29 protein-coding genes are annotated in these 24,932 nt (G+C 66.8%); 27 read left to right on the top strand and 2 right to left on the bottom strand.

Translation table 11 applies throughout. The features are described from left to right. Positions 1 to 48: 48 nt before the first annotated feature. The 5 genes from C5B97_RS11885 to C5B97_RS17965 are packed head-to-tail and all read left to right on the top strand — an operon-like array spanning position 49 to position 4,252. Positions 49 to 2,577: a DNA methyltransferase gene (locus C5B97_RS11885; RefSeq protein ID WP_104312227.1), complete on the top strand. Its 2,529-nt coding sequence runs from the start codon at positions 49 to 51 to the stop codon at positions 2,575 to 2,577. Between the two features lie 24 nt (positions 2,578 to 2,601). Continuing rightward, positions 2,602 to 3,780, top strand: a complete 1,179-nt coding sequence (locus C5B97_RS11880) for an RtcB family protein (RefSeq protein WP_104312226.1) — start codon at positions 2,602 to 2,604, stop codon at positions 3,778 to 3,780. A gap of 4 nt (positions 3,781 to 3,784) precedes the next feature. Beyond that, on the top strand, positions 3,785 to 3,925 hold the full coding sequence (locus C5B97_RS17970; protein WP_181026992.1) for a hypothetical protein: 141 nt from the start codon (positions 3,785 to 3,787) through the stop codon (positions 3,923 to 3,925). Next, positions 3,918 to 4,097: a hypothetical protein gene (locus tag C5B97_RS11875; protein ID WP_104312225.1), complete on the top strand. Its 180-nt coding sequence runs from the start codon at positions 3,918 to 3,920 to the stop codon at positions 4,095 to 4,097. The genes C5B97_RS17970 and C5B97_RS11875 overlap by 8 nt, the downstream gene beginning before the upstream one ends. Beyond that, the gene (locus tag C5B97_RS17965; RefSeq protein ID WP_181026991.1) at positions 4,094 to 4,252 is read left to right on the top strand and encodes a hypothetical protein; all 159 of its coding nucleotides are present in this window, start codon (positions 4,094 to 4,096) and stop codon (positions 4,250 to 4,252) included. The genes C5B97_RS11875 and C5B97_RS17965 overlap by 4 nt, the downstream gene beginning before the upstream one ends. A gap of 51 nt (positions 4,253 to 4,303) precedes the next feature. Here C5B97_RS17965 and C5B97_RS11870 read toward each other — a convergent pair whose 3' ends face one another. Next, positions 4,304 to 5,155, bottom strand: coding sequence for a hypothetical protein (locus tag C5B97_RS11870; RefSeq protein ID WP_104312224.1), 852 nt, complete (start codon positions 5,153 to 5,155; stop codon positions 4,304 to 4,306). A 537-nt stretch (positions 5,156 to 5,692) separates the two neighbouring features. Here C5B97_RS11870 and C5B97_RS11865 point away from each other — a divergent pair. Further along, positions 5,693 to 6,016, top strand: coding sequence for an HNH endonuclease (locus tag C5B97_RS11865; protein WP_104312223.1), 324 nt, complete (start codon positions 5,693 to 5,695; stop codon positions 6,014 to 6,016). Here C5B97_RS11865 and C5B97_RS11860 read toward each other — a convergent pair. Continuing rightward, entirely contained in the window at positions 6,013 to 6,510 is a 498-nt protein-coding gene (locus C5B97_RS11860) for a hypothetical protein (RefSeq protein WP_104312222.1), read from the bottom strand. The two genes, C5B97_RS11865 and C5B97_RS11860, sit on opposite strands and share 4 nt — an antisense overlap. A 41-nt stretch (positions 6,511 to 6,551) precedes the next feature. On the opposite strand from C5B97_RS11860, the gene C5B97_RS11855 reads away from it, so the two are divergent. The 21 genes from C5B97_RS11855 to C5B97_RS11755 all read left to right on the top strand — a co-directional run bounded on the left by C5B97_RS11855 (position 6,552) and on the right by C5B97_RS11755 (position 24,926). Next, positions 6,552 to 6,890, top strand: coding sequence for a hypothetical protein (locus C5B97_RS11855; RefSeq protein WP_104312221.1), 339 nt, complete (start codon positions 6,552 to 6,554; stop codon positions 6,888 to 6,890). Between the two features lie 17 nt (positions 6,891 to 6,907). After that, a complete protein-coding gene (locus C5B97_RS11850) occupies positions 6,908 to 7,201 on the top strand; it encodes a hypothetical protein (protein ID WP_104312220.1) in 294 nt (97 codons plus the stop codon). Between the two features lie 167 nt (positions 7,202 to 7,368). Then, positions 7,369 to 8,640, top strand: coding sequence for a DNA modification methylase (locus C5B97_RS11845; protein WP_219819798.1), 1,272 nt, complete (start codon positions 7,369 to 7,371; stop codon positions 8,638 to 8,640). Continuing rightward, entirely contained in the window at positions 8,637 to 9,245 is a 609-nt protein-coding gene (locus C5B97_RS11840; RefSeq protein ID WP_104312219.1) for a hypothetical protein, read from the top strand. The genes C5B97_RS11845 and C5B97_RS11840 overlap by 4 nt, the downstream gene beginning before the upstream one ends. 12 nt (positions 9,246 to 9,257) lie before the next feature. Beyond that, positions 9,258 to 10,880 carry a terminase gene (locus C5B97_RS11835; protein WP_104312218.1) on the top strand — a complete coding sequence of 541 codons (1,623 nt, stop codon included), beginning with the start codon at positions 9,258 to 9,260 and terminating at the stop codon, positions 10,878 to 10,880. 9 nt (positions 10,881 to 10,889) lie between these two features. Continuing rightward, positions 10,890 to 12,182 carry a hypothetical protein gene (locus tag C5B97_RS11830; RefSeq protein WP_181026990.1) on the top strand — a complete coding sequence of 431 codons (1,293 nt, stop codon included), beginning with the start codon at positions 10,890 to 10,892 and terminating at the stop codon, positions 12,180 to 12,182. Beyond that, positions 12,179 to 13,342, top strand: coding sequence for a head maturation protease, ClpP-related (locus tag C5B97_RS11825; RefSeq protein ID WP_104312217.1), 1,164 nt, complete (start codon positions 12,179 to 12,181; stop codon positions 13,340 to 13,342). The genes C5B97_RS11830 and C5B97_RS11825 overlap by 4 nt, the downstream gene beginning before the upstream one ends. Then, entirely contained in the window at positions 13,342 to 13,698 is a 357-nt protein-coding gene (locus C5B97_RS11820) for a capsid cement protein (RefSeq protein ID WP_104312216.1), read from the top strand. The genes C5B97_RS11825 and C5B97_RS11820 overlap by 1 nt, the downstream gene beginning before the upstream one ends. 16 nt (positions 13,699 to 13,714) lie before the next feature. Further along, on the top strand, positions 13,715 to 14,635 hold the full coding sequence (locus C5B97_RS11815) for a hypothetical protein (protein WP_219819797.1): 921 nt from the start codon (positions 13,715 to 13,717) through the stop codon (positions 14,633 to 14,635). Continuing rightward, entirely contained in the window at positions 14,635 to 14,895 is a 261-nt protein-coding gene (locus C5B97_RS11810; RefSeq protein ID WP_104312215.1) for a hypothetical protein, read from the top strand. Before C5B97_RS11815 ends, C5B97_RS11810 begins: the two co-directional genes overlap by 1 nt. A gap of 16 nt (positions 14,896 to 14,911) precedes the next feature. Beyond that, the gene (locus tag C5B97_RS11805) at positions 14,912 to 15,274 is read left to right on the top strand and encodes a hypothetical protein (protein WP_104312214.1); all 363 of its coding nucleotides are present in this window, start codon (positions 14,912 to 14,914) and stop codon (positions 15,272 to 15,274) included. Then, positions 15,274 to 15,615 carry a hypothetical protein gene (locus C5B97_RS11800; RefSeq protein WP_104312213.1) on the top strand — a complete coding sequence of 114 codons (342 nt, stop codon included), beginning with the start codon at positions 15,274 to 15,276 and terminating at the stop codon, positions 15,613 to 15,615. The genes C5B97_RS11805 and C5B97_RS11800 overlap by 1 nt, the downstream gene beginning before the upstream one ends. Further along, positions 15,615 to 15,902, top strand: a complete 288-nt coding sequence (locus tag C5B97_RS11795) for an HK97 gp10 family phage protein (protein ID WP_104312212.1) — start codon at positions 15,615 to 15,617, stop codon at positions 15,900 to 15,902. The genes C5B97_RS11800 and C5B97_RS11795 overlap by 1 nt, the downstream gene beginning before the upstream one ends. Beyond that, positions 15,895 to 16,293 carry a hypothetical protein gene (locus tag C5B97_RS11790; RefSeq protein WP_104312211.1) on the top strand — a complete coding sequence of 133 codons (399 nt, stop codon included), beginning with the start codon at positions 15,895 to 15,897 and terminating at the stop codon, positions 16,291 to 16,293. Before C5B97_RS11795 ends, C5B97_RS11790 begins: the two co-directional genes overlap by 8 nt. A 61-nt stretch (positions 16,294 to 16,354) precedes the next feature. Further along, positions 16,355 to 17,209, top strand: coding sequence for an IPT/TIG domain-containing protein (locus C5B97_RS11785; protein WP_104312210.1), 855 nt, complete (start codon positions 16,355 to 16,357; stop codon positions 17,207 to 17,209). 89 nt (positions 17,210 to 17,298) lie between these two features. Further along, complete coding sequence (locus C5B97_RS11780) at positions 17,299 to 17,745, top strand: hypothetical protein (protein WP_104312209.1); 447 nt, start codon at positions 17,299 to 17,301, stop codon at positions 17,743 to 17,745. Between the two features lie 356 nt (positions 17,746 to 18,101). Further along, positions 18,102 to 21,083 carry a tape measure protein gene (locus C5B97_RS11775; RefSeq protein ID WP_104312208.1) on the top strand — a complete coding sequence of 994 codons (2,982 nt, stop codon included), beginning with the start codon at positions 18,102 to 18,104 and terminating at the stop codon, positions 21,081 to 21,083. Then, complete coding sequence (locus tag C5B97_RS11770) at positions 21,080 to 21,883, top strand: hypothetical protein (RefSeq protein ID WP_146080804.1); 804 nt, start codon at positions 21,080 to 21,082, stop codon at positions 21,881 to 21,883. Before C5B97_RS11775 ends, C5B97_RS11770 begins: the two co-directional genes overlap by 4 nt. A gap of 15 nt (positions 21,884 to 21,898) precedes the next feature. Continuing rightward, positions 21,899 to 23,059: a hypothetical protein gene (locus C5B97_RS11765; RefSeq protein ID WP_104312206.1), complete on the top strand. Its 1,161-nt coding sequence runs from the start codon at positions 21,899 to 21,901 to the stop codon at positions 23,057 to 23,059. 13 nt (positions 23,060 to 23,072) lie between these two features. Continuing rightward, on the top strand, positions 23,073 to 24,398 hold the full coding sequence (locus C5B97_RS11760) for a M23 family metallopeptidase (RefSeq protein WP_146080803.1): 1,326 nt from the start codon (positions 23,073 to 23,075) through the stop codon (positions 24,396 to 24,398). A gap of 9 nt (positions 24,399 to 24,407) precedes the next feature. Then, positions 24,408 to 24,926 (top strand): M23 family metallopeptidase, encoded by a 519-nt coding sequence (locus C5B97_RS11755; RefSeq protein ID WP_104312204.1) that lies wholly within the window; start codon positions 24,408 to 24,410, stop codon positions 24,924 to 24,926. The last annotated feature ends 6 nt before the right edge of the window (positions 24,927 to 24,932 follow it).

Raw genomic sequence — 24,932 nt, 5'->3', positions numbered from 1 at the left:
CCACACCGAACCCAGACCCAAGACCCGACCACCGGAAGGAGCCGAGTGATGACCACCACCTACGATGCGTTCCTTCGCGAGAAGGTCTCGTTCGAGAAGTACTTCGGATTCGACGTCGACGAAGCTGCCGTCAACCCCATCCTGAAGCCGCACCAGGCCGCGATCGTCCGCTGGGCGGTGAAGGGCGGACGGCGCGCGATCTTCGCGGCCTTTGGGCTCGGCAAGTCCGTCATGCAGCTCGAAGTACTCCGCCTCGTCCTCGAGCGGGTCGGCGGCCGCGCGCTCATCGTCGCCCCGCTCCGAGTCCGCACTGAGTTCCGCCGCGACGCACAGATGCTCGGCATCGAGACGACCTTCATCCGCCGCACGGAGGAGATCACCGGGCCCGGCATCTACGTCACGAACTACGAGTCGGTGCGCGACGGGAAGCTCGACCCCTCCGAGTTCAACGCGGTCAGCCTCGACGAGGCGGGCGTGCTCCGCTCGTTCGGATCGAAGACCTTCCAGTCGTTCCTCCAGCTGTTCGCCGACGTCGCCTACCGCTTCGTCGCGACGGCCACGCCCTCACCCAACCGCTACAAGGAGCTGATCCACTACGCCGGCTTCCTGGGCGTCATGGACACCGGAGCTGCCCTCACCAGGTGGTTCCAGCGCGACTCGTCCAAGGCCGGCAACCTCACCCTGTACCCGCACAAGGTGCACGAGTTCCACCTCTGGGTGTCCACGTGGGCGATCTTCCTCCAGTCGCCGGCGGACCTCGGCTTCGACGCCACCGGCTACGAGCTGCCCGAGCTGAAGGTGCAGTGGCTGGAGACGCAGACGCAGCTGCTCTCCGACCAGACCGACCGCGACGGCCAGGCGCTCATGTTCCGCGACTCCGCCATGTCGCTGAAGGACGCGGCCCGCGAGAAGCGGGAGACGATCCCGCTGCGCATCCAGCGCATGAAGGACGAGCTCGCCGCGTTCGAGGACCTCGATCAGATCGTCATCTGGTGCGACCTGAACGACGAGCAGTCGGCCATCGAGCGGGCGCTCGCCGACATGGGCATCACCTACTCGTCCGTGCACGGCTCCGGCCTCAGCGACGACGAGATCGACCGCCGCCTCGACCAGTGGCGCGACCGCGAGACGACAGCGCTGGTCGGGAAGCCCGTGATGCTCGGGCAGGGCCTGAACCTCCAGCAGTGCAACAAGGCGCTCTTCGTGGGCGTCTCCTACAAGTTCAACGACGCCATCCAGGCCGTGCACCGCATCCAGCGATTCGGGCAGACACGGCCGTGCGACGTGCGCTTCATCCACGCCGACTCCGAGCGAGGCGTCGTCGAGGAGCTGCAGCGCAAGTGGCGACTTCACGAAGGGCTGACCACTCACATGACCGACATCATCCGCGAGTACGGCCTCAACCGGTCGGACGTCGCCGAAGTACTCGCCCGCTCCATGGGCGTCGAACGCGTCGAAGCATCCGGCGAGGGGTGGACCCTCGCGCTCAACGACTCCGTGCAGGAGGTGAACCACCACATGGAAGAGAACAGCGTCGACCAGATCGTCACGTCGATCCCGTTCGCCAACCACTACGAGTACACGCCCAGCTACAACGACTTCGGGCACACCGACGACAACTCCCACTTCTGGGAGCAAATGGACTTCCTCACCCCGGGGCTGTTCAAGGTCCTGAAGCCGGGACGCATCTACGCCTGCCACGTGAAAGACCGCATCAACTTCGGCAACGTCACCGGCGCCGGCATCCCGACCGTCTCGCCCTTCCACGTCGAAGCCATCCTGCACGGCATCAAGCACGGCTTCGACTACATGGGCATGATCACCGTCGTCACCGACGTCGTCCGGGAGAACAACCAGACCTACCGCCTCGGCTGGTCCGAAATGGCGAAGGACGGCACGAAGATGGGCGTCGGCTCGCCCGAGTACATCCTGCTGTTCCACAAGCCGCAGAGCGACCGCTCGAAGGGCTACGCCGACGTGCCGGTGTCGAAAGACAAGGCCGAGTACACGCGCGCTCGGTGGCAGGTCGACGCGCACGCCTTCTGGCGATCCTCCGGCGACCGCCCTCTGACCACTGACGAGCTGGTGGCGCTGCCCGTCGAGGACCGCTCGAGGCTGTTCACGGCCGAGACGATGAAGCGCGTCTACGACTACGAGTCGCACATCCGCGTCGGTGAGGCGCTCGACACGAAGGGCGCGCTGCCCGCGACGTTCATGTCCCTCGCGCCCGGATCCTGGCACCCCGACGTGTGGCACGACGTGTCCCGGATGCGGACCCTCAACGGGGAGCAGGTGCGCCGCAACGTGCAGATGCACCTCTGCCCGCTCCAGTTCGACATCGTCGATCGCCTCATCGAGCGGTACTCGAACCCGGGGGAGCTGATCTATGACCCGTTCATGGGGCTCGGCACCGTCGCGGTGCGCGCCATGAAGCTCGGCCGGCGCGGACGCGGATCCGAACTGAACCCCGGCTACTGGGCCGACTCGGTCAAGTACTGCGAGGCGGAAGAGCGCAAGCACGAGATGCCCTCGCTCTTCGACCTCACCGAAACCACGCACGACAACCTCGCGGCCTAGCCGCACCAACGAAAGGACCGGATCATGACCACCTTCCCCGCCGCGCTCAGCGACACCACGAACACCCTCCTCTGGGCGAACGAGGCCGACATCGAACCTCAGGCCGTCCGGCAGCTCCGCAACATCGCCGCACTGCCCTGGGTGCACGGCGTGCGCGTCATGCCCGACGTGCACCTCGGCAAGGGGGCTACGGTCGGCTCCGTCATCGCCATGGAACAGGCCGTCTCACCCTCCGCGGTCGGCGTGGACATCGGATGCGGAGTCGCCGCCGTGCGCACTTCGCTCACCGAGTCCGACCTCGAGCGACTCCCTCAGCTGCGCTCCGCGATCGAGCAGGCTGTCCCAGTCGGCTTCAGCTCCCACGACGAACCCCTGGCAGGGCTCTTCCATGGAGCAGGAGCTGCCGAGTTCTGGGCCGAGTTCGGATGGCTCCACGGCGACGTCTCCGGACTCGAAGATCGCGCTCACCGCCAGCTCGGCACGCTCGGAGGCGGAAACCACTTCATTGAGCTCTGCGTCGACGCGGACAGTCGGGTGTGGATCACCCTCCACTCCGGGTCCCGCAACATCGGAAAGGTGCTCGCCGAGCAGCACATCTCCATCGCGAAGGAGCTGCCCCAGAACCAGGACCTGCCCGACAAGGACCTGGCTGTGTTCCTCCGCGGCACCCCAGAGATGGAGGCCTACCGGCACGACCTCGACTGGGCGCAGGACTTCGCCCGCCGCTCGCGCGCGGCCATGATGCACCTCGTCATGCTCGCCGTCGAGCAGCACTGGACGAAGCCCATCGCCTTCGATAGCCAGATCAACTGCCATCACAACTACGTGGCGGAGGAGACGATCGACGGGAAGCGGATGCTCGTGACCAGGAAGGGCGCGATCCGGGCAGGCTCCGGTGACCTCGCGCTCATCCCCGGATCGATGGGCACTGGCTCCTACGTGGTGAAGGGGCTCGGCAACGACGCATCCTTCCAGTCCGCCTCCCACGGGGCAGGGCGCCGCATGTCGCGCAACAAGGCGAAGAAGGCGTTCACCGTGGCCGACCTCATCGAGCAGACGGCCGGCGTCGAGTCGCGGAAGGACGCGGCGATCATTGACGAGATCCCGGCCGCGTATAAGGACATCGCCCAGGTGGTGGAAGCGCAGAAGGATCTCGTGCAGGTCGTGCAGCACCTCCGCACCGTGCTCTGCGTGAAGGGGTAGGGCAATGAACTTCGAATGGCTGATCTTCTCGATTTTGGCCGCACTCCTTTTGCGGAGCGTTGTCCGCACGGTCTGCCTCACCGTCGAGCGCATCGGCATCGCCAGGAGCACGGGCCGCGCACCGGAGGGTGGACTCGATGAGTGAGGCGACCGGACGGAGACTCCCCTCGGAGGAAGAGCTCGACGCCGCACTGAACGCCTTCATCCGCGCCGTGCTGAACCGCGGTGACCATTCCGTGCTCATGGCCGGCACGAAGGATCGGCTGCGTGGCCCCGTGCGCGCCGCCCTGATGGCAGCAAAGGGGGTGAACCAATGACCTGGGAATGGGTAGCTTTCTCGCTCATCGCAGCGATCCTCCTGATCTTCGTCGTCGCGTCCGTCGCACAGACCGTGCAGAAGATCGCGGAGGCGAAGTACGGTGCGATCGACCGCAACTCCGATCCGGACGCAACCCGGATTCCTCTCAAATAGAAACGAGGAGGGCTCGGGACGAGGATCCCGAGCCCTTCCTGCCGAGTCCACTCAGCGTCGGAACTCACCCATGTGTCGAGCAATCGCTCGTAGCGCGTGCTCGATGTTCAGCATCCCAGACGCCAGGGGATCGGTTGATCGTCTGACTGGCCCCTGATCTGGGACTGGAGAGAGATCGCGGAGGCCACCAGTGTCGTATGCGAAGAGTTCCTCGAACTCCGGTCCGAAAGGACCATCGCGTTCCCACTCATACTTCAGGAGAATTCTTCCAGAGGGTGGGGCACCCTGTCCGAGCGGGGGGTCAGCATTCTCATCTGGGTCCACCGACCAGAACATGCGACGCGAGTCTCGAGGTGCTAGGTCGAAAGGGAACCGCGAGAGTCTTTCGAAGCTCTGCGAGATGTGGTCGTTTTCGTGCGTGGTCGCGATCACACCTTCGTCTAGGCCGATCGTGATGGATCGAGCATAGGAACCACCGAGGTTGGTAAGCACAAGGTCATAAACCCCCATGCCCGCGAGACTCGGGACCACAGAGGCGACAACATAGGGGCGGTTGCGGTCGAAGCTCTCCTTCTCCGCCTGCAACGACGCGTTCTTCGCTTGCTCTGCCGCATCCCTGAGCTGCTGAGCCGCGGTAGCCAGCTGGTCCCGAGCCACCAGGAATGCGGCCACAGCGGCCACCACAGCGCCGATTGCGCCGACGGCGCTGATCATGCCCCAGAGCGCGCTCCACTCATCCGCGGTCGGGGCACTCGGAATACGTCGCCACCAAGGCCCAAGCCAAATCGTGAGGCCCACGGCGATGATGAGTATTCCGGCAGAGACAAGGGCCGCTTTGGTGAGATACGAGAGCAATTTGTCGAGCGCGCTCTTGGCCGAAGGGGAGGGGTCGATATCAGGCACAGTTCATCCTGGCACGATCAGCCAGTAACGCGCGTTTGGAGGTGCGAGATACCCAAGCTTTCGCGCTTCACCGGGGATAATTAGCCCTATGAGTTCTGACCCCACTTACCTCACGACCCGTGCAGCAGCGCGGCGTGTAGGTAGGTCGGTTCGTTCTATCCGGCGGTGGCGACGCCAGGGCATGAAGATCCGCATGGACGGCCGCCGCATGGAGGTCGAACTCGAGGAGCTGCTCTCCTGGTGGAGGGACATGACTCTCCGGGACCCGGCCACGCAGTACCGGATCCGCCGTCGTCAGAAAGAAATTTCCGGATCGAGTTGACACGGGACCCGTGTCACCCTGTTTACTCAAGATCGACACATTTTCACGAAGCCCCGAAGCGACTCTCGCTCGGGGCTTTCGTCTATCCGGTCCGTGCACGTCCATGAGTCGGTTGGCCGCGGGATGCAAGCTCAGCGTCGTGTCGAATCGAGCATCGAGGGAAGTGGGCCCGCCGATGTGGGGACGTCGGCGGGCCTGACCCGCGAGGGGGTGCCATGGGGAAGAACCACACCAGCACCCGCCAGGGGAAGAAGAACAAGGCCGACTTCCGCGCCGAGTGCGCTGCGTTCATCAACGAGGACGGAACGAAGGGCGCGCACTGCTGGATCTGCGGCATGCCGATCGACTACGACGCCCCCTGGGACGACTTCAAGAACGACGACCGCTTCCAGCGCGACCACATCAAGCCCGTGTCGCTCTACCCGGAGTTCGAGGAAGACCCAACGAACTGGGAACCCTCGCACGCTGGATGCAACCGCGAGCGCAGCAACAACTCGCCCAGGGTCGGGCTAGCCCCGCCTTCGCGGCAGTGGACCTAGCAGATACCCGCACCCTCAGCGCGAGTGACCTCAGCGAGCGGAGCCTGGTTCAGGTCGGCGACGATGACGCCCTGCAGGTCGGGGACCGCCTGGCACGACAGCGTGAGGATGTTCTTCGCCGTGGTCGCCGGATCCTCCGGGTTCTGCGCGAACCACACGAGCACCTTGCCGTCGCCGGCATCCGTGACCTCACCGATGAAGCACGGCCACGTCAGACCTTCTTGGCCGCACGTGTCCTGGTACGAGTCCACAACGAAGTTCGTCTTGAGCGCTTGGTCCACCTGAATCGCGACGCTCGGAGATTCGGGCTCAGCGGTCGCCGCCTCGACGGGCGCCTGAGTCTCTGCCGGCTGCGTGGCCTCAGCCACCGGCTCCTCAGTGGGCGTGGGGGAGCTGTTCGATGCAACACCGAACACGACGAGCGCGGCGATCACGACGGCGACAGCGCCAACGATGATCCACGCGACCTTGAGAGAGCGCTTCGCAGGGGACATGGCAGAAGCGTAGCGGCACCCACCGACACGGAGGAGCTCCCATGGACCCGATAGCCGAAGCCCTCTCGCTGGCCAAGGACGGACACCGCGTCCTCTGGCTCGACCAGACAGCACGAGCAGCAGAGCAAGCCCACCGGTACGCGTTCGGTCAGGCAGGACCAGACGCCACGCGGCAAGGGTCGCTCATCAGTTGGCCGAACGGGGGAAGGCTCCGCTTCCAGTCTGGCCAAGCGCAGTTCGCACGAGGGCAAGCCATCGACGTCGTCATCATCACCTGCGACACCGTCAACCACCAGGTGATGTCAGACCTCGTCACAGGCACTCTCTTCAGCGCGCGCCCACCGAGCAAGCGCTTCCTCATCCGCACACGCACCGACTGACCCACCAGGAGGAACCCATGACTACCACGCACCGGACCGTCACCATCGGACGCACCGTCACCGTCGACGGGGTGGAGCTCACCACCACACCCGAGGTTGCCATCACTCCCTCGGGGGACTACTCGCAGGTCACCATCACTCTCATCACCAAGAACGTGACCATCGACTGTGAGGAACTACCCGACGGAGCACGCCTCAGCTTCAACGGCAGGCGCACCGCCACAGGGATCTACACCCCAGACGAACTCGACGCGTACATCGATGCCTTCAAGACCAAGTACGACAGGGAATGTCAGGGCACCTTCAAATAGTCCTGACTCGGCACACGCGAACCTCGCAAGCCTCAGCCCATGTTGAGCCGAAACGAGTCGAGAAAAAATCTCAGAAGTTCGAATGGGCGGCCTGCCCCTTCCTTCGATCGGTCCTCCCTCCCCGGAAATGGGTACCCCATCACGCGCACGAACGAAATCGGGAGGCCATGATGCGAATCGACAACCTGCGCATGGTCGAGATGTCCGTTTCCGACCTCGCCACGTTCGTCGGGAACCCCCGGCGCGGTGATGTGGAGGCGATCGCGGACTCGCTCCGTGCTCGTGGTCAGTACAAGCCGATCGTCGTCAACGTGGGGTCGATCACTGGGCGCCCGAATGAGGTGCTCGCGGGCAATCACACGCTGATGGCGGCTCGGTCGCTGGAGTGGCCGTCGCTGCGCGTCGTGCTCGTCGACGTCGACGGGGAGACCGCCGCGCAGATCGTTGCCGGCGACAACCGCATCGCGGACCTCGGCTCGTACGACGACGAGAAGCTGCTCGACCTCCTGCGGGAAGCCGACGACCTCACGGGCACCGGATACTCGGACGTGGACCTGGCTCGCCTCCTCCGCGATGTGGAGCCGCCTCTCGCGCTCACTGACCCGGACGACGCACCCGACCGGCCGGCTGAGCCTGTCTCGCGGCCTGGTGACGTGTGGCAGCTCGGCGAGCACCGCCTGGTGGTTGGGAGCAGCGGCGACACGGACCTCGTGCGCTCGGCCGCGCTTGGTCACGTCGACTGCGTGTGGACGGATCCTCCCTACGGCGTGAACTACGTCGGCGGGACCGGCATGACGATCCAGAACGACGGCGCGGACGAAGCTGTCGCGGTGTTCCGTGACGCTGTCCGCACGGCGCTCGCCGTCTGTCGACCTGGCGCTCCCATGTACGTCGCTCACTCCGACGTGGTGCGCGAGGACTTCGCGACCGCGATGCGTGAGGCTGGCATCCGCCTGCGTCAGACGTTGATCTGGGTGAAGGACTCGCTCGTCATGGGCCGCGCTGACTACCACTGGCAGCACGAACCGATCTTCGAGGCCGAGATGCCCGCCGACTACGAGGCGATCGCGTACGGTTTCGCGCCCGGCGGCGAGGGTCGTCTCGGTCGTGGCGGGGAGAACTGGCACGGCGGTCACAAGTCGTCGACGGTGTTCCAGGTGCCGCGCCCGCGTGCATCGCGTGAGCATCCGACGATGAAGCCCGTCCCGCTCGTGCAGGCCATGCTCGAGAACTCCTGCCCGCCCGGTGGCCTGGTGTTCGATCCGTTCTCCGGGTCGGGCTCCACGCTCATCGCCGCGCACGGGCTCGGCATGCGTTCGCTCGTCGTCGAGCTGGACCCGGTCTACGCCGACGTCACCGCTCGACGCTTCGAGGAGCACACGGGCGTGATCCCGCTCCGCGGCCGGCAGCAGTACTCGTTCGCGGAGGTGGCAGCGTGAAGCCAGCAGAGCGCGACAAGAAGGCGCTGGAGCTGCGCCGTGCCGGCGTGACGGTGGCCCGCATCCGCGAGGAGCTGAAGTTCTCGTCCATCGCCATGACCGAGAAGAGCATCGCTCGTGCGCTCGAGCGGCAGGGACTCGGCGTTGACCCGGTCAGCGTCCGCGACCTAGAGCTCGACCGCCTGGACCGCCTGCAGCAGGGCGTCTGGGTCAAGGCCACGAAGGGCGACCCCGCGGCCATCGATCGAGTACTGCGCCTCGCTGAGATGCGGATGCGCATCGCCGGTGTCGCTGGCGCGGACGAGACTCCGATGCTCGACGCGTTCGAGACGACACTCACCGCGCTCAACGTCACCGACCAGCACAAGGGGCTCGTCGCGCTCGGCCGCAGCATCGCATCTCAGATCGACGCCGCGAAGCAGTCGATGGACGCGACGGCGCTCACCAAGGCGCTGTACCTCGGCCCGCACCTCATGTCGGTCATGCGTGAGCTCGGCGTCAGCCCAGCCACGCGGAAACTCGTCGCGGCACCCGTCCCCGAGGAGGGCACCGCGACCGTGAGCAAGCTCGACGAATACCTCTCCAAGCAGGGCATCAGCGGCTAGTCAGGGGGTTCCGTGGCGAAGCACTACGGCCGCACGGAACCCCGCCTGTGGACGAAACCGCTGCGCCCGCTGACCCCGGAGACATCCAAGGGCTTCGCGGTAATCGAATTCGCCGCGGTCATCCTTGGCATCAAGCTCTACCCCTGGCAAGAGTGGCTCCTCATCCACGCCCTCGAGCTGCTGGAGGACGGGCAGTACCGCTTCAAGCGCGTCATCGTGCTCGTCGCCCGCCAGCAGGGCAAGACCACGCTCGCATCCGTGCTGGCCGCCTGGTGGCTGTACGTCGACTCGAAGCGCCACCCGGACCAGGTGCCACCCCTCAAATTCAAGGTCGTGGGCGTCGCCCAGAACCTCGACATCGCGCGCGAGCCGTGGAAGGCCGTGAAGCTCTGGGTTGACCCTCAGCCCGAGACTGTCGAAGAAGCCGAGCTGGCGATCGCCGACCTACAGTCGGCTACCGCTCGTGTCTCCGACACCAACGGCAAGGAAGCGATCGTCGCGCGGAACCTCGCGCACTACGAGATCCGCGCCGCCAAGAACGCCCGCGGCAAGCCCGCCGCGCGCCTCATCCTCGACGAGCTACGCGAGCAGGGCACCTGGGACGCGTGGAACGCTGTCTCGCAGACGCTCAAGGCCTTCTGGTCGGGACAGCTCTGGGGCATCTCGAACGCGGGCGACGCCAGCGCCGTAGTCCTCCGCGCCCAGCGCGACGCCGCCCTCGCCCTGCAGCAGTCGTGGACCGATATGGTCGAAGCCGGCATCCTCGAAGCCGAAGAGTGGGCGAACGGCAACGACATCACGCTCGGGCTCTTCGAGTGGTCGGCGCCCGACGGCTGCCCGATGGACGACCTCGACGGGATCCTGCAGGCGAACCCCTCGATCGGGTACGGCGCCATGACGGTGCAGTCGGCGCTTGCCGACATGCCGCCGTCGATGGAGGAAGCCGGCTACCGCACCGAGGTGCTCTGCCAGTGGGTCATGTCCCGCGTGGCTCCGTTCCTCAGCCCCGAGAAGTGGGGCGACGCGTCCGATCCGGACTCGTCAGTCCCTGACGACGCCCGCCAGGTGCTCGGCGTGAGTACTGCCGGCAACCGCAGCATGACGACTATCGGCGTCGTCGGCGAGCGCACGGACGGCCGCAAGCACTTCGAGCTGCTCATGCAGCGCGAGGGCATGCTCTGGGTCCTGGACTACCTCATCGCGGTCCGCACCAAGACAGGCATCAACGAGGTCGCCGTGCAGGCGTCCGGCTGCCCCGCGGCCGACTTCATCAAGCCGCTGACCGACGCCGGGTTCATCGTGCACGAGATCCGGCAGACGGCGCTCCTGAACGCCACCGGCCGCGTGCACGACCGCCTCCGCGACGACCTGATCCGCCACCGCGACGACCCGACGCTGAACCTCACCGTCGGGAACGCGACGACGCGCCTCATCTCGAAGATGCCCGTCTGGGACCTCTTCGAGTCGCCCGTCGACGTCGCACCGATCGCTTGCCTCACCGACGCGCTGTACGCGCTCGAGGAGTTCGCGCCGCCTCCGCCGGAGGAGATACCGCCTCCGCCGCCCCAGGCCGAGACGGTCGAGCGCTCCGACATCGCCGAGCCCGAGGAAAACCTCGCGCAGGTGCAGTTCTAGGAGGTGTCCGTGACAGAGATCGGCTACCAGACCGGCAGCGTCCTCGCCTCGTGGGGGCAGCTCGGCCACGACGCGCACGAGACGAACCCAGCACTTCGCTGGCCGCTCTCGATCGACGTGTTCGACAAGATGCGCCGCGAGGACGCGCAGGTCGCCTCTGTGCTCCGCGCAGTCGGGATGCCGATCCGCTCCACCTCGTGGATGATCGATCCCGCCGGCGCGCGAGACGAGGTCGTGGACCTCATCGCGACCGACCTGGGGCTGCCCGTCAAGGGCCGTCCCGAGGTCGCGCCGCTGCGCACCCGCGACAAGTTCTCCTGGGACGACCACCTGCGGCTCGCGCTCCTCGAGCTCGTCTACGGACACTCCGTCTTCGAGCAGGTCTACCGCCCCGAGGGTGGCCTCCTGCGACTCAGGAAGCTCGCCTGGCGCCCACCTCGCACGCTCTCGAAGTTCGTCGTCGAGAAGGACGGCGGGCTCGCCGCGATCGAGCAGTACGGCAACGGCGTCAAGCCCATCCGCATCCCCATCGACCGCCTCGTCGTGTACGTCAACGAGCGCGAGGGCGCGAACTGGGTCGGGAACAGCCTCCTCCGCACCCCGTACAAGAACTGGCTCCTGAAGGACCGCACCCTGCGCGCTCAGGCCCTCACGGTCGAGCGCAACGGTCTCGGCGTGCCCGTCTACACGGCGGCCCCATCCCCGGACAAGGCGGAGCTGGAGCAGCGCAGGCAGTGGGAGGAATCGGAGAAGGCCGCTGGGCTGAAGCTCGCGACCAACTTCCGAGCTGGTGAAGCCGCCGGCGCTTCCATCCCGCACGGCGCGGACCTCGAGCTGATGGGCGTGACCGGCGAACTGCCGGACACCGACAAGCCCATCCGCTACCACGACGAGCAGATCGCTCGCGCGGTTCTCGCGCACTTCCTGAACCTCGGCACCGAGACCGGTTCCTGGGCGCTCGGCTCCACGTTTGCGAACTTCTTCACCGACTCGCTCAACGCGGTCGCCAGCCACATCGCTGACGTCACGCAGCAGCACGTCATCGAAGACCTCGTGGACCACAACTGGGGCGAGCAGGAACGCGCACCGCGACTGGTGCCCTCTCAGATCGGCGAGGAGCAGCCCGCGACCGCTGCGGCCGTGAAGATCCTGCTCGACTCCGGCGCGATCGAAGCGGACGAGGACCTGGAGGCGTTCATGCGGCTCCGTCACCGCCTGCCCGTCAAGGACCACAAGACCCGGCGAGAGCCCAAGACACCAGCGCCCGCCGTGGCGCCCGAGCAGCCCGAGGAGGGCGCATGAGGAAGCCACAGAGCTGGTTCCGCATCCAGGCCAAGGCCGAGCAGGACGAGGACGCGCCTTCGAGCGCTGACGTCTACATCTACGAGGAGATCGGCGAGCGCTGGTACGGGGGCGGGGTCGGTGCCAAGACCTTCGCGAGCCAGATCGACGAGCTCGACGTCGACACCATCCACCTCTACCTGAACTCACCAGGCGGGGCGGCGTGGGACGGCATCACGATCATGAACTCGCTGCGCCGCCACAAGGCACGCATCGAGGTCACAGTCGACGGGCTCGCCGCATCGGCAGCTTCGGTCATCGCGATGGCGGGCGACCACATCACGATGAACCGCGGCTCCCAGCTCATGATTCACGACGCCTGGGGCTTCGCGCAGGGTGACGCCCAGACGATGGCCGGCACCGCCGACCTCCTCTCGAAGCTCTCCGACTCGATCGCCGACACCTACGCGGCTCGCGCGGGCCAGGAACGCACCCACTGGCGCGACCTCATGAAGGCCGAGACCTGGTACACGGCCGAGGAAGCCGTCACTGCGGGCCTCGCCGACGAATGGGCAGACGCCCCCGCGGCTCAGGCCGCTTTCGACCTCTCGAAGCTCGGCTTCGCGTATGCCGGCAGGCAGCACGCACCAGCCCCTCGCCTCGAGGCACCTGAACTCCCGAGCTCGTCCGAGCCGGGTGACCCCAACCGAAAGGAGAACGTCGTGGCATACGACGACCTCAAGGCTGGCCTCCGCGAGCGGCTCGGCGTAACCGATGCCGCCGCCGACGACACGCAGCTCCTCGCTGCCGTGGACGAGGCACTCGACGAGCAGGCAAGCAACGACAGCCGAGCGGTGCCCGAGGGCGCCATCGTCGTGGACGCCACGGCGTTCGCGGAGCTGCAGAGCGCAGCTGCCGAGGGCCGCGAGGCCCGCAAGGAGCAGATCCGCTCCAAGCACGAAGGCATCGTGAACGAAGCCGTCAAGGAGGGCCGCATCGCGCCGGCCGCACGCGACGGCTGGCTCGCGAGCATCGAGAAGGACGAGCAGGGCATCACCACGCTCCTCAACTCCCTCCCGAAGAACACCATCCCGGTCGCTGAGCTCGGCCACTCGGCGGGCGACAAGACCACCGACGAAGCGCTCTACGCCTCGGCGTGGGGCGAGGAAGCAGGCGCCTGATGAGCCACATCCACAAGTTCAGCCCGGGCGCGAACATCACGTTCTCCGCCAGCGCCGACGTCACCGCCGGTCGAGTACTCGAAGTCACCGGCTCGCGTGAGGTTGCGCACGCCGGAGCCGCGAGCGCGAAGGTCATCGGCGCCGCAGCGACCGACGCGAAGGACGGCGACGACGTCCTGGTGCTCCGAGGCGGCGTTCAGACGCTCGTCGCATCGGCTGCCATCCCGGCGGGGTCCCGCATCATCACCGCCGCAGCCGGGAAGGTCGCGGCCGCCGGCGCGGGCGTCTCCGGCTTCGGCATCGCGATCACAGCGGCAACGGCGGCAGACCAGCCCGTCGACGTCGCCCTCGACTGACAAGGAGAACGAGGAAATGACCTCACTGACCTACCCCGTACCGGCGCTGCTCGGTACGGAGGACCTGAGTGCCGAGCAGATCCACCAGCTGCTCGGCTCGCAGGCCGCAATCGCGCGCCGGGTTCGCACCCTCGCCGCGCAGAAGTTCATCTCGGATGCGCTTCTCACCGGGCGCTACCGTTCCGTCGGCGGCGCCGTGCTGTACGAGAACGGCGACCCGGTGTTCTCTGACGACGACCCCGAGTCGATCGCGCCTGGCGGCGAGTACCCGCGCTCGCAGACCAACGTCGGCGACCTCTCCGCCGCTCGAGTCGACAAGTGGGGCCGTGACACGCCCATCACCGACGAGTCGATCAAGCGTCGCGGCATCGACGTCCTGAACAAGAGCCTCGTCCAGGTCGTCAACCGCATGGTGAAGTTCGTCGACTCGGCGGCGCTCGGCGTCATCGCGTCGAAGGTCACCAGCACCCTCGCAGCGAGCGCTGCGTGGACGTCGGTCGACGCCATCGTGCTCGACATCGAACTCGCCAAGGCGGCGGCCGAGGAAGACGGCGAGGGGCGCTCGCTGGACACGATCGTGCTCACGCCCACTGCGTACGCCAAGGTCATGTCGCAGTTCCTCAAGGCGGGCCTCCTCCCGCGCGAGGCTGCGAACCCGCTCATCACGGGCGCATGGCCCACCGTCCTGGACATGACGTGGCTCCGGTCGCCGAACGTCCCCACGGCAGCACCGCTGCTCGTGGACACGGCGGAGCTCGGCGGCATGGCCGACGAGGACCTCGGCGGCCCCGGCTACTCGAAGGCCTTCGCGGGCATCGAGACGAAGTCGATCCGCAAGGAAGAGACCGACAGCTACCTGCTTCGCGCTCGCCGCGTCACCGTCCCGGTCGTCACCGACCCGGGCGCAGGTCGCGTCATCACCGGAACGGGGCTCTGATGGCCAAGCAGCGCAACCAGGTCGTCGCGACCATGATCGTCGTCAAGGTGCCCGGCGCACCCGGCGGCGAGGCCTACTTCAAGAAGGGCAAGTACCTGCCTTCCGGAGTGCCAGCCGATGAGCTGAAGCGCCTGAAGGCGCTCGAGCTCGTCAAGACGGTCACGATCGACGAACCCGCCGAGACGGACGAGGCCCGAGCCGCTCGCGAGGCGGCCGAAGCCGAGGCAGCTGCGAAGGCAGCCGCCCCGCCGGCGAAGTGACGGAAGGGGCGATGGAGTGATCACCTACGCGCAGCTCACGGGCGTCGATGAGGACACGGCTCGCCGCGTCCTCGTCGCGGCTCGCTCCATCGCCCCCGGCGTCGATCGACTCGAAGGGGAACCGGCGAAGGACGCCGTCGCGATCCTCAGGGCCGTGGCTCGCGAGCTGCTCCCGACTCGGGGGAGCCGTCACATCTCCTCACAGGGTGTGGCGACGGCGCGCGTCTCATACCGGGACGTGCAGTCGGCCTTCACCAAGGAAGATCGCGACTCGCTGCGTTCACTGGTCGGCTTGGGCGACAGCGCAGGCCATCCCGAGGGGAACTTCCCGAAGGCGCGGCCTTTCAAGCACGTCTGGCCAGATGAGGAGTACAGCTGATGGAGTTCACCGACGAGTTCGTGCGCGAGCGCGCTCGGCTCATCCCTGACGCCTACAACCCCGACGACACAGCCGAGACCTGGGACGACCCGGAGACGGCGACCTTCGCCGGCTACTTCGATTCCCAGGGCTCCACGGACACCGTGACGGTCGGCCGCGAGCAGACCCTGTCCACGTCCCTCCTCGTGCTCACCGATCCGCACGCGGACGTGAAGCGCGGCGATCGAATTCGACAGGGACCTCGGCTCTGGCACGTTGTCGGCTTCCCCGACGTGCCGAAGAACCCCTTCACCGGGTGGACGCCGGGCACGTTCGTGACGCTCCGAGAGGACCTCGGCTGATGGCGCTCGTCCGCGACTTCGAGTTCGACGAGTCGTTCTTCCAAGTCGTCGCGCACTCGCCCGAGGTCACCGCCCTGACGCGTGACGCTGCCGATCGCGTCGCCGACAACGTGCGGGCCGTCGCGCCCGTCGACACCGGCGACTACGTCGAGAGCATCCACGTCGTGAAAACGTCCCGCGACGACCGATCGGAGTTCGCCGTCGTGTCCGACGACCCAGCCGCGATCGTCATCGAGTCGCAGGACGCGCCCATGGCCCGCGGCCTCATCCGGTCAGCTCGTGGCTAGGGTCACCCCGCCCGACCTCGAGCTCTGGCTCGCCGACTACGGGCGCTCCCAGCTGCCGGGAGTGATGCTCGGCAACAAGTTCCCAGGCGGCGAGCTCCCGGACGGGCTGATCGTCATCCAGGACTTCTCCGGCATCAAGACTCCGCCGCTCAGCTTCGAACGAAGAGTGGGCTTCACGGTCATCGCCGGCACACGATCGAACGACAAGCCAGCTGGCGACCTCGCGCGTCTCGCTCTCGGGATCTTCTCTGACCCCTACCTCCCGTTCCTCGACGGGCCGATCACGTCCATCGACGACGACGACATCATCGGCCCCGAACGCGTGGCCGAAACGCAGGACCGCGCTCGCTGCTACTTCACCGTCGGCTACACCGTCGTCGGGTCGACCTGACCCAAATCACCACCACCTCTCGCCACCCACTGAGGTGGCTTTCTTCGTTAAGGAGCACCTCATGTACGAACCAGACGAGCAGGGCAACACCCTCGCAGCCGTCGCCATCCCGATCGGCGGTTCCTTCGGCTTTGCGCCGCTCGCCGAGGAGAACGTCATCACATCTGAAGACGGCGGTCAGCGCATCTTCAAGCTGAAGGACAACTACCCCGCGTACCGCAAGCTCGGCCTCTTCAAGTCCGACGAGGGCTTCGAGCAGGGCGGCGAGGCCGGCGACAAGGTCGAGTTCTTCCAGCGCGGCTACTCGCTCAACGGCGAGGACGTCCTGACGCTCAAGGTCGGGCTCGCGCAGACCGACCCCATCGTCCGCGAGTTCATCCGTGGCAAGACCGCCGACGAGCACGGCCGCATCCTTGTCGGCGAGCTCGTCACCGCCAAGCGGTACCTGGGCTACGCCGAGACGGTCTACAAGCCGATCGAGGGTCAGCGCCGAGGTCTCCTCGAGCGCAACAACGGAGTGTTCTTCATCTCCGAGCTCGAGCGTGACAAGGCCGAGAAGGGCTCGAACCGAGGGTGGATCGCGACCCTGCAGTGGGAGCCTCACGAGTGGTTCGAGGACCACTTCTTCGCGGAATGGTTCATCTACCCCGAGTACGTCGTCACTAACCCGCCGCCCACGATCAGCGCGGCCACCCCCGGCGCTGCGGTTGCGGGCGACACGGTCACGATCACCGGCACCGGCTTCGCGGCCGTCACGGGAGTGCGCTTCGGCACGATCCCCGCGGCGAACTACGTGATCGACTCCGCGACTCAGATCAAGGCAGTCGTCCCCGCGGGCACCGCCGGATCCGCCCCCATCCAGGTTCTGAAGGGCTCCACGAGCTCTGCCACGTTCCCGTATACGCGCGGGGGCTAGAGACCGCCGGCCGGAGTGTTCATGGGTCACTCCGGCCGGCGCACCACCCACACCCATGACTCCATCACCACCCATGAAAGGCAGTCGCCATGACGACCACACGCAAGACCGCAACCCGCCGCCCCGCCGCGAAGGCAGCTCCCGAGCCCGTCGCCGAGATCGAACTCACAGACCTTGACTTCGACAACTGGACCGAAGAGGCCGAGGAAGAAGCAGTCGAGCGCCTCCGCTCGGAGCTGAAGCCGAAGTTCCTGCTCGTGGAGAAGTCGCTCGCGGCGAAGTTCCCGTCCGGCTTCATCCTCAAGACCTCGCTCGACGTCCCGTACTCGAAGCTCACCGAGATCATGGAGGCCGGCGAGGGCTCCGACGACCAGATGATGGCCGTCTTGGAGTTCCTGGGCCAGAAGGACGAAGTGCCAATCCTCCAGGAGCAGGGCGTCATCGCGGTCATGGCATTCGCTGGCCGCTACTTCGAGCTCTGGCAGAAGGTCGCAGGAACCTCGCTGGGGGAATCCGATGGCTCCTCGGAGAGCTAGAGGAGCACCGCGACGCCCTCACGTATGACTTCCGCGCTCGCCTCGGGATCTCCGTCGCCGACTTCGGCAAGACGGTCACCTGGGGCGAGGCGGTAGGTCACACACGTCGCCTCCAGCACGAATTCGGCTCGCACTACCAAGCCGCGCTCGCCGGGTGGTCATTCCCGATCACCTACGGCGAGTTCGTCGCGGCCATGCACGCCGAAGCAACGCTCAACTCCATGCGTCCCAAGGGAGCGGCACCGGTGCAACTGCCGCTGCCGTGGGAACGCGGGCAGGTCACTGAAGCGGACCGGAATCTCATGGCCGAGCAGCTCGCCGAGATGTCTGCCTTCGACTAGCGACGGGGGTGGCCGGTGTCAACGAAGCTCGGCTCCGGCCACATTCCCATCAGCCCAGTCTTCCCCGGCTTCCGCAAGAAGACCGTGGACGAGGTCAACTCCACCGCGACCGCCGCAACGGCGACCGCGAAGACCGGCTTCACCAAGGCAGGCACCGGGGCAGGATCCGGATTCGCCTCAGGCTTCAAGTCGGCTGCCGCCAGCGTCGCCGGCACCGTCAAGAGCATCGGCAGCTCCATCGCCTCCCTGGCCACGCCCATCGCTGGCGTCGTCACCGCTGCAGGCGGTATCACGGCCGCGCTCGGCTTCCAGCGACTCGTCGGCATCGACACCGCGAGGTCCAAGCTCAGCGCCCTCGGCCACGACGCGACGTCCGTGCAGAACGTCATGGACAGCGCGCTCGCCTCCGTCAAGGGGACCGCCTTCGGACTCGGCGACGCAGCAGGCGCCGCCGCATCCGCAGTCGCCGCCGGCGTCAAGCCCGGCGAGCAGCTCACCACCTACCTCAAGTCCGTCGGCGACGCAGCCGCAGTGGCCGGCGTCGGGTTCTCCGACATGGGCTCCATCTTCGGCAAGGTGCAGACCTCGCAGAAGGCCTACACGGACGATCTCAACCAGCTCGCCGACCGCGGCATCCCGATCTACCAGTACCTCGCGGAGGAAGCCGGCACCACGGCTGAAGAGGTCAAGAAGATGGCCTCCGAGGGTGCCATCTCCTCGGAGATGTTCCTCAACGCCATCAACAAGAACATCGGTGGCGCCGCCGGCATCATGGGCCAGACGTCGTTCATCGGCGCTTGGCAGAACGTGCTCGCCGCAGTCGGCCGAGTCGGTGCCGCGTTCCTCGACGCAGGCGGCGAAGGCGGCGGGTTCTTCTCGCAGCTGAAGCCCCTCATGGGTGACTTCACGAGCATCCTCGACACCCTCACGCCCAAGGCCGCCGAGCTCGGCGTGATCTTCGGCAAGTTCACCGCGGACACGCTCACAGAGCTGCGCGGCGGCATCACCGCATTCTCGGCGTCGTGGACCGCCTTCGATGGCGACGTCACGTCGTCCGGGTTCCCCGGCTTCATGGAGCGCCTGGCCTTCGTGTCTCGCACCGTGTTCGAGGAACTGCGGGGCGGCATCACCGCGTTCCGCGCCGCATGGGTGGCGAACGACGGCGACGTGACCAGCTCGGGCTTCCCGGGCTTCATGGAGCGCGTCGCGTTCGTCGTGCGCCAGGTCGTGGACGCCACCGCGGGGCTCGACTTCTCGAGCTTCTCCGGCTTCACGTCCTCGCTCGGCTCGTTCGGTCCCGCCTTCGGCAGCATCGGCACGAGCGTGCAGGAACTCATGCCGGCAGTCTCCTCCTTCACGGCGCAGCTGCCGGAGCTCGGCGGGGGACTGGTGACGCTCGCTTCGGGCGGCATCAGCATCCTCGCCTCAGGGCTCTCGTTCCTCGCGGACAACGCGGAGACGATCGTTGCCTGGATGCCGGCTATTGTCGCGGGCTTCGTGGCATGGCGGGTCGCCTCTCAGGCGGTCACGGCCGCGCAGGTCGCGCAGGCTCCGGTGCTCCTCGCGAGCAACACGCTGGGTCTGTCTCGCGCGATCATCGACTGGCAGCTCGCCCGCTCGCGCACGGCCGTCACCGCGGCGACCGTCGCGAACACGGGCGCCACGGCGACCAACACGGCGGCGCAGACCGGCGGATTCCTGGCGACAGCTCGGAACACCGCTGCTCTCGTCGCTCAGCGGGTCGCCACGGTCGCTTCGGCGGTTGCTACGAGGGCCGCAGCGGCTGCCCAGTGGCTCATGAACGCCGCGATGACCGCCAACCCCATCGGCCTCATCATCGCCGCTGTGGTGGCCCTCGTGGCCGCCATCGTGTGGTTCTTCACGCAGACCGAGCTGGGGCAGGCGATCTGGACCGAGTTCAGTCGCTTCCTCGGCGAGGCGTGGGCGAACATCGTGGCCGTCGCGACGACCGTGTTCACCGCCCTCGGGGAGTTCTTCACCGGGATCTGGAATGGGATCGTCGCCGTCGCGCAGTTCGTGTGGCAGGCGATCGTGTTCGCCGTGACGACGTACATCAACATCGTCATGACGATCATCACGACGGTCCTCGGGGCCATCGTGACGGCGTGGAACTTCGTGTGGAACGGGCTCGTCGCAGCCTTCCAGTTCGTGTGGGGCCTGATCGTGTTCGCGGTCACCACCTACATCGCGATCGTGCAGGCCATCATCTCGACGGTCCTCACGGTGATCACGACCGTCTGGAACACGGTGTGGGGCGGCATCTCGTCGTTCTTCGTCGGCATCTGGACGTTCCTCGTCGCCGCTGTCACGGCCTACGTGACGATGGTGCAGACCATCATCACGAACGTCGTCAACGCGATCTCCTCGGTCTGGAACGCGGTCTGGGGCGGCATCAAGCTGTTCTTCATCAAGCTCTGGACCGACATGGTGCAGGGCGTGACGATGTTCGTCCGCGAGATCGAAGTCAACATCGGTCGAGCGGTCAACTTCCTGCAGGCGCTCCCTGACCAGATCATGGGCTTCTTCGCTGGCATCGGCGACTGGCTCGTCGACTCGGGCAAGGCCCTCATCCAGGGCCTGCTCGATGGCGTCGAGGCGATGTTCCCCGGCATCACCGAGTCAATCGGTGGCGTCATGGACTTCATCGGTGGGTTCTTCCCGCAGTCGCCCGCCAAGCGGGGGCGGTTCTCGGGACGCGGTTACACGAGCTACTCGGGTAACGCGCTCATCGAGGACTACGCCGGTGGCATGGAGCAGCGCCTTCCGGCGCTGTCCCGCGTCGCGGCGCAGGCCCAGGAAGTCGCATCGTTCAGTGCCGTCGTCGCCACGACCGTGCGGGAGCCAGTGGGCGCTCGTCAGGGTGACCGGATTGTCAACTTCAACAACGAGATCCACCAGTACCCGGGGGAGACGACGGACGAGTTCCTGCGTCGCCAGCGGGAGCGGGAGAACTTCGAGATGGGGAGCGTCCTGTGACCTTGGCAGCGGAGCTCGCTGGATTCAAGTTCAACGGCTTCGTGGCCGACTACGACCGCGTCGCCGGCCTCTACATCGGGAAGAAGGGCATCCAGGGGTGGTCCGACGGCGTCGACCTTCGCGTGGACGAGGCGGACAACCCCAACGGGCCCGGCGCGCTCGAGCTGCCTGGCCAGCTGAGCACGCGAACCATCTCCTGGGAGGGGCACGCGGTCGCCGAGACTGCTGCCGAGCTCATCAACTACCGGAACGGCTTCCGGTCGCTGCTCTCTAGCGGCGGCTTCGAGCGTCTGATCGTTGATGAGCTCGGCGAGCAGCTCTGGGCGAGCGTGCAGCGCAACGGCATCCCGGAGTTCCGACCTCGCCGGCGCCCGTCGCGGCACTACCTCGCGGACTACCTGATCCAGGTGAAGGCACCGAACCCCAGGCAGTACGGGCAACCCGTCGAGGGTCAGTCCGGGCAGCTTCCCTACTCGTCGGCCCCGCTCGAGCTCATCAACAGGGGCACGTACGCGGCGGACGTGTCGATCCGGGTACGCGCCACGTCGAACATGCCGAACGGCTACACCCTCTGGGGCGGTGACCGGTGGCTGCGCATCCGCGCACCACTGAGCACTGGCCAGGTGCACGAGGTGGACCTCACGTGGGAGTACGTGCGGCGCAACGGCGTGATCGTCAACCGCGCGAAGCACTCCGGCCAGGGGTGGGACCTCCCGTCCAAGCAGATCGTCGAGGTTCGCCTCGAACCTCACGGCGGCACCGGCGAGTTCTCGCCGTACTTCCTCCCGACATTCGTGTGACCGCCAGGGGGTGTCGTGAACCCGATCGACATCACCTGGCACCACGACATCGTCAGCACCTTGACTGGTGAGCTGATCCAGCCCGTCTACCCGTCGTCCTGGAACTGGCGCACGGTGCTCAACGGCATCGGCGATGGCTCGCACACCTTCCACCTCCGCAACGCGAGGAACAAGCTCGCCCCGGAGACGTGGCAGGACCTGCTCGGCAAGGTCAACCGCACCCTCGTGACGTCGTACTCCATCAACCGCGGGCCGAAGATCGCGAAGTACGCGGGCATCCTCATCAACGAGCGGTGGTCGCGGACGACGGGCATCTCCACGGTCACGTCGAAGGAGTTCCGCTACCTCGCGGACCTGCGCTACTTCATGATGACCAACAACTACGAGGTCGCCCCGCACGTATTCGAGGCCGGCTACTCCAAGGGTGGGCTCCTCACGCGTCTGTGGCAGCTGCTCTTCCGCCGCCCGGAGCTCGAGGGCATCCCGAACGCGTTCAACCTCCCCATCCGCCTCCCGCCGGCCACCGCCGGGTCTGAGATCGCGGACTACAAGAAGTGGACGCTCACCACCGGCGAGGAAGCCACCAGCGCCATCCAGGATTCATTCAACGGCCCGGACGTCTACATCGAACCGATGTGGGACACGGAGACCGGGAACTTCTACTGGCAGGCGAAGTGGGGCAACCCCGAGTTCCCGGAGCTGCCGTTCGATGTGCAGGTCAGTGCCAGGCAGCACCCGCTGCACGAGCTGTCGTTCACGGAGGACGGGTCGAAGGTCGTCACCGGCATCTTCGGCGTCGGAAAGGGGTCGGACGAGGACATGCGCCTCGGCTTCGGCATCTACGACCCCGCCTGGCCATCCCGCGACGGCATGCCCGTCATCGACGCCACGGAGTCGTTCAAGAACGAATCCGATCCCGCGAAGCTGAACTCGCTCGCCATGGCCGCGCTCAAAGCGCGCATCGCGCCGATCCGCCAGTACGAGAGCGGCCTGCGGGCCGCAGCTCCCGTCGGCGCAGGCGTCTACGGCGTCGACGTGAAGCCCGGCTGGAAGATGCCGTTCGAGGACGCCGGCGACGAGCGCTTCCCCGCCTCGACGTCGATGCAGTACGTCATCGGCGTCGGCCACAACTCCGAATCGAAGCACTTCCTGACGGTCGACTACCAGCAGGTCTGATCGGGGGTGCTGCGTGAAGCGCGTCGATACCAAGGCTCCCCGTTCGATCGAGATGGCCCGCCAGGTGAAGCGCCTCGGCACAGCCAACCCGGCCGGGCACACATCGGTCACCGAGGGTGCGTTCCGCGTCGCGTCGAACGAGGGCCTCCTCGTCGAGGGCTCCGAACGCATCACCGGTCTCTGGTTCCTCGACGGCGTCGGCGAGGTCACCGGGTCCATCTCGATCTTCGGCGGCCCCGACGGGTCCGGGTCGCTCTACGCGAACGGCACCGTCGACTTCGAGGGCACCTTCACCGCGGCGGGGATGAACCTGCTGACGGGCGAGAACCGCCTCATCGGCCCCACCTTCATCGAAGGTGCGCTGACGATCTCAGGCTCGGTCACCATCTCCGGCGACCTGACCTCGATCGGTGCAGTGACGCTCGAGGGCGCCGTCGGCATCTCGGGAGCACTGTCCATCTCGGGCGTGCTCACATCGACCGGCGACGTATTCCTCAACGGCACGACGAGGATCAACGGATCCGGGTTCATCACCGGCGCGCTCACCATCACCGGCGCGACAAAGGTCATGAGCACCTTCGAGGCCTCCGGCAACACCACGCTCGGGGGCAGCGTCACGATCAGCGGCGCGGTCACTATCTCCGGCGCCGCGACGCTCTCCTCGACGCTCACCGTCAACGGCGCGATCGTCGCCGGCGGAGTGCGTATCGAGAGCAACCAGATCACCGTCGCCGCCGGCAGCAACTCGACCACCATCAACTCGTCTGGCATCACCGCCAGCTACGCCACCGTGGATCGCATCTGGCTCAACGAGACGATGTTCATCCCGGGTGTCAGCAGCGTCACCGAGCTGCAGACCAGCGACGAGTGGTTGATCCGGCGAAGCAACCAGATCATGTCCGTCCCGCAGAGCGTCGGCGGGCCGATGGGTGACCTCGAGTGGCCCTTCGACCCGGCCACGATCAGCGACGGCTTCGGACCCCGCGTGAGCCCGGGCGGCATCGGCTCAACGGATCACAAGGGCGTCGACTTCACGCTCGGCGCCGGCACGCCCATCCCGTCGGCGGGCGCGGGCACGGTGACGTTCGCCGGCGGCAACCCCGCGACTGGGTTCGGCTATCACGTCGTCGTGGACCACGGGAACGGCATCGAGACGCTCTACGCCCACATGGAGAGCACGCCCGCCGTGTCCGTGGGGCAGCACGTCACGAAGAAGCAAGTCCTCGGCAACGTCGGCAGCACCGGGACCTCGACCGGCCCCCACCTCCACATGGAGGTGCACCAGAACGGTGTGCCGATCGACCCAGAGGGCTACATCACGAAGCCCTGGAACGGGTAGGAGTCTCCGATGCGGTACGAGCCAACGCTGGAGGAGCAGATCCTCACCTGGCCCATCGATATGAGCCTCGCGAGCTTCACGCCGGGGAGCGGCTTCGGCCCTCGTCAGCGGTTGGATGCGCCACCGGGCGAGTTCGAGCAGCATCTCGCGCTCGACATCGGGGCGCCGCGTGGGACCCCGGTCTACGCGGCTGCCGCCGGTGTCGTCGACGTCGCTCTCGCTGAGGACGATCCGCGCGCCGAAGCCGGCGGCGGGCACCAGGTGTGGATTCGTCACGACGGTCTCAACACGGGGTACTACCACCTGCTCAGTGCGCCTCTCGTGGCGTGGGGCGACGTCGTGGACGCGGGAACGCTCCTCGGCTACGTCGGCTCGAGCGGAGTGAGCGGCGGCCCGCACGTGTGCTTCCACGTCACCCTCACTCGCGGTGCCCAGGCGATCGCTCTCAACCCCCGCAACGCTCTGCGCGACTTCGGCGACCGCTCGGTCACGGGCCCGCGCGGCATCCAGTTCACCCACCCGCGATAGGAGCTC

The organism is Pseudoclavibacter sp. RFBB5, from assembly GCF_002931555.1.
Classification (GTDB): domain Bacteria; phylum Actinomycetota; class Actinomycetes; order Actinomycetales; family Microbacteriaceae; genus Pseudoclavibacter.
Note: the sequence above shows the minus strand (reverse complement) of the source record. Positions and strands in the feature narration are given on the sequence as shown.

Coding starts and splice junctions, on each gene's coding strand:
- C5B97_RS11820 (WP_104312216.1), top strand. CDS start 13,342: ATGAGCCACATCCACAAGTTCAGCCCGGGCGCGAACATCACGTTCTCC.
- C5B97_RS11810 (WP_104312215.1), top strand. CDS start 14,635: ATGGCCAAGCAGCGCAACCAGGTCGTCGCGACCATGATCGTCGTCAAG.
- C5B97_RS11865 (WP_104312223.1), top strand. CDS start 5,693: ATGGGGAAGAACCACACCAGCACCCGCCAGGGGAAGAAGAACAAGGCC.
- C5B97_RS11795 (WP_104312212.1), top strand. CDS start 15,615: ATGGCGCTCGTCCGCGACTTCGAGTTCGACGAGTCGTTCTTCCAAGTC.
- C5B97_RS11815 (WP_219819797.1), top strand. CDS start 13,715: ATGACCTCACTGACCTACCCCGTACCGGCGCTGCTCGGTACGGAGGAC.
- C5B97_RS11845 (WP_219819798.1), top strand. CDS start 7,369: ATGATGCGAATCGACAACCTGCGCATGGTCGAGATGTCCGTTTCCGAC.
- C5B97_RS11880 (WP_104312226.1), top strand. CDS start 2,602: ATGACCACCTTCCCCGCCGCGCTCAGCGACACCACGAACACCCTCCTC.
- C5B97_RS11860 (WP_104312222.1), bottom strand. CDS start 6,510: ATGTCCCCTGCGAAGCGCTCTCTCAAGGTCGCGTGGATCATCGTTGGC.
- C5B97_RS11855 (WP_104312221.1), top strand. CDS start 6,552: ATGGACCCGATAGCCGAAGCCCTCTCGCTGGCCAAGGACGGACACCGC.
- C5B97_RS11875 (WP_104312225.1), top strand. CDS start 3,918: ATGAGTGAGGCGACCGGACGGAGACTCCCCTCGGAGGAAGAGCTCGAC.
- C5B97_RS11850 (WP_104312220.1), top strand. CDS start 6,908: ATGACTACCACGCACCGGACCGTCACCATCGGACGCACCGTCACCGTC.
- C5B97_RS11785 (WP_104312210.1), top strand. CDS start 16,355: ATGTACGAACCAGACGAGCAGGGCAACACCCTCGCAGCCGTCGCCATC.
- C5B97_RS11800 (WP_104312213.1), top strand. CDS start 15,274: ATGGAGTTCACCGACGAGTTCGTGCGCGAGCGCGCTCGGCTCATCCCT.
- C5B97_RS11825 (WP_104312217.1), top strand. CDS start 12,179: ATGAGGAAGCCACAGAGCTGGTTCCGCATCCAGGCCAAGGCCGAGCAG.
- C5B97_RS11885 (WP_104312227.1), top strand. CDS start 49: ATGACCACCACCTACGATGCGTTCCTTCGCGAGAAGGTCTCGTTCGAG.
- C5B97_RS17965 (WP_181026991.1), top strand. CDS start 4,094: ATGACCTGGGAATGGGTAGCTTTCTCGCTCATCGCAGCGATCCTCCTG.
- C5B97_RS17970 (WP_181026992.1), top strand. CDS start 3,785: ATGAACTTCGAATGGCTGATCTTCTCGATTTTGGCCGCACTCCTTTTG.
- C5B97_RS11755 (WP_104312204.1), top strand. CDS start 24,408: ATGCGGTACGAGCCAACGCTGGAGGAGCAGATCCTCACCTGGCCCATC.
- C5B97_RS11780 (WP_104312209.1), top strand. CDS start 17,299: ATGACGACCACACGCAAGACCGCAACCCGCCGCCCCGCCGCGAAGGCA.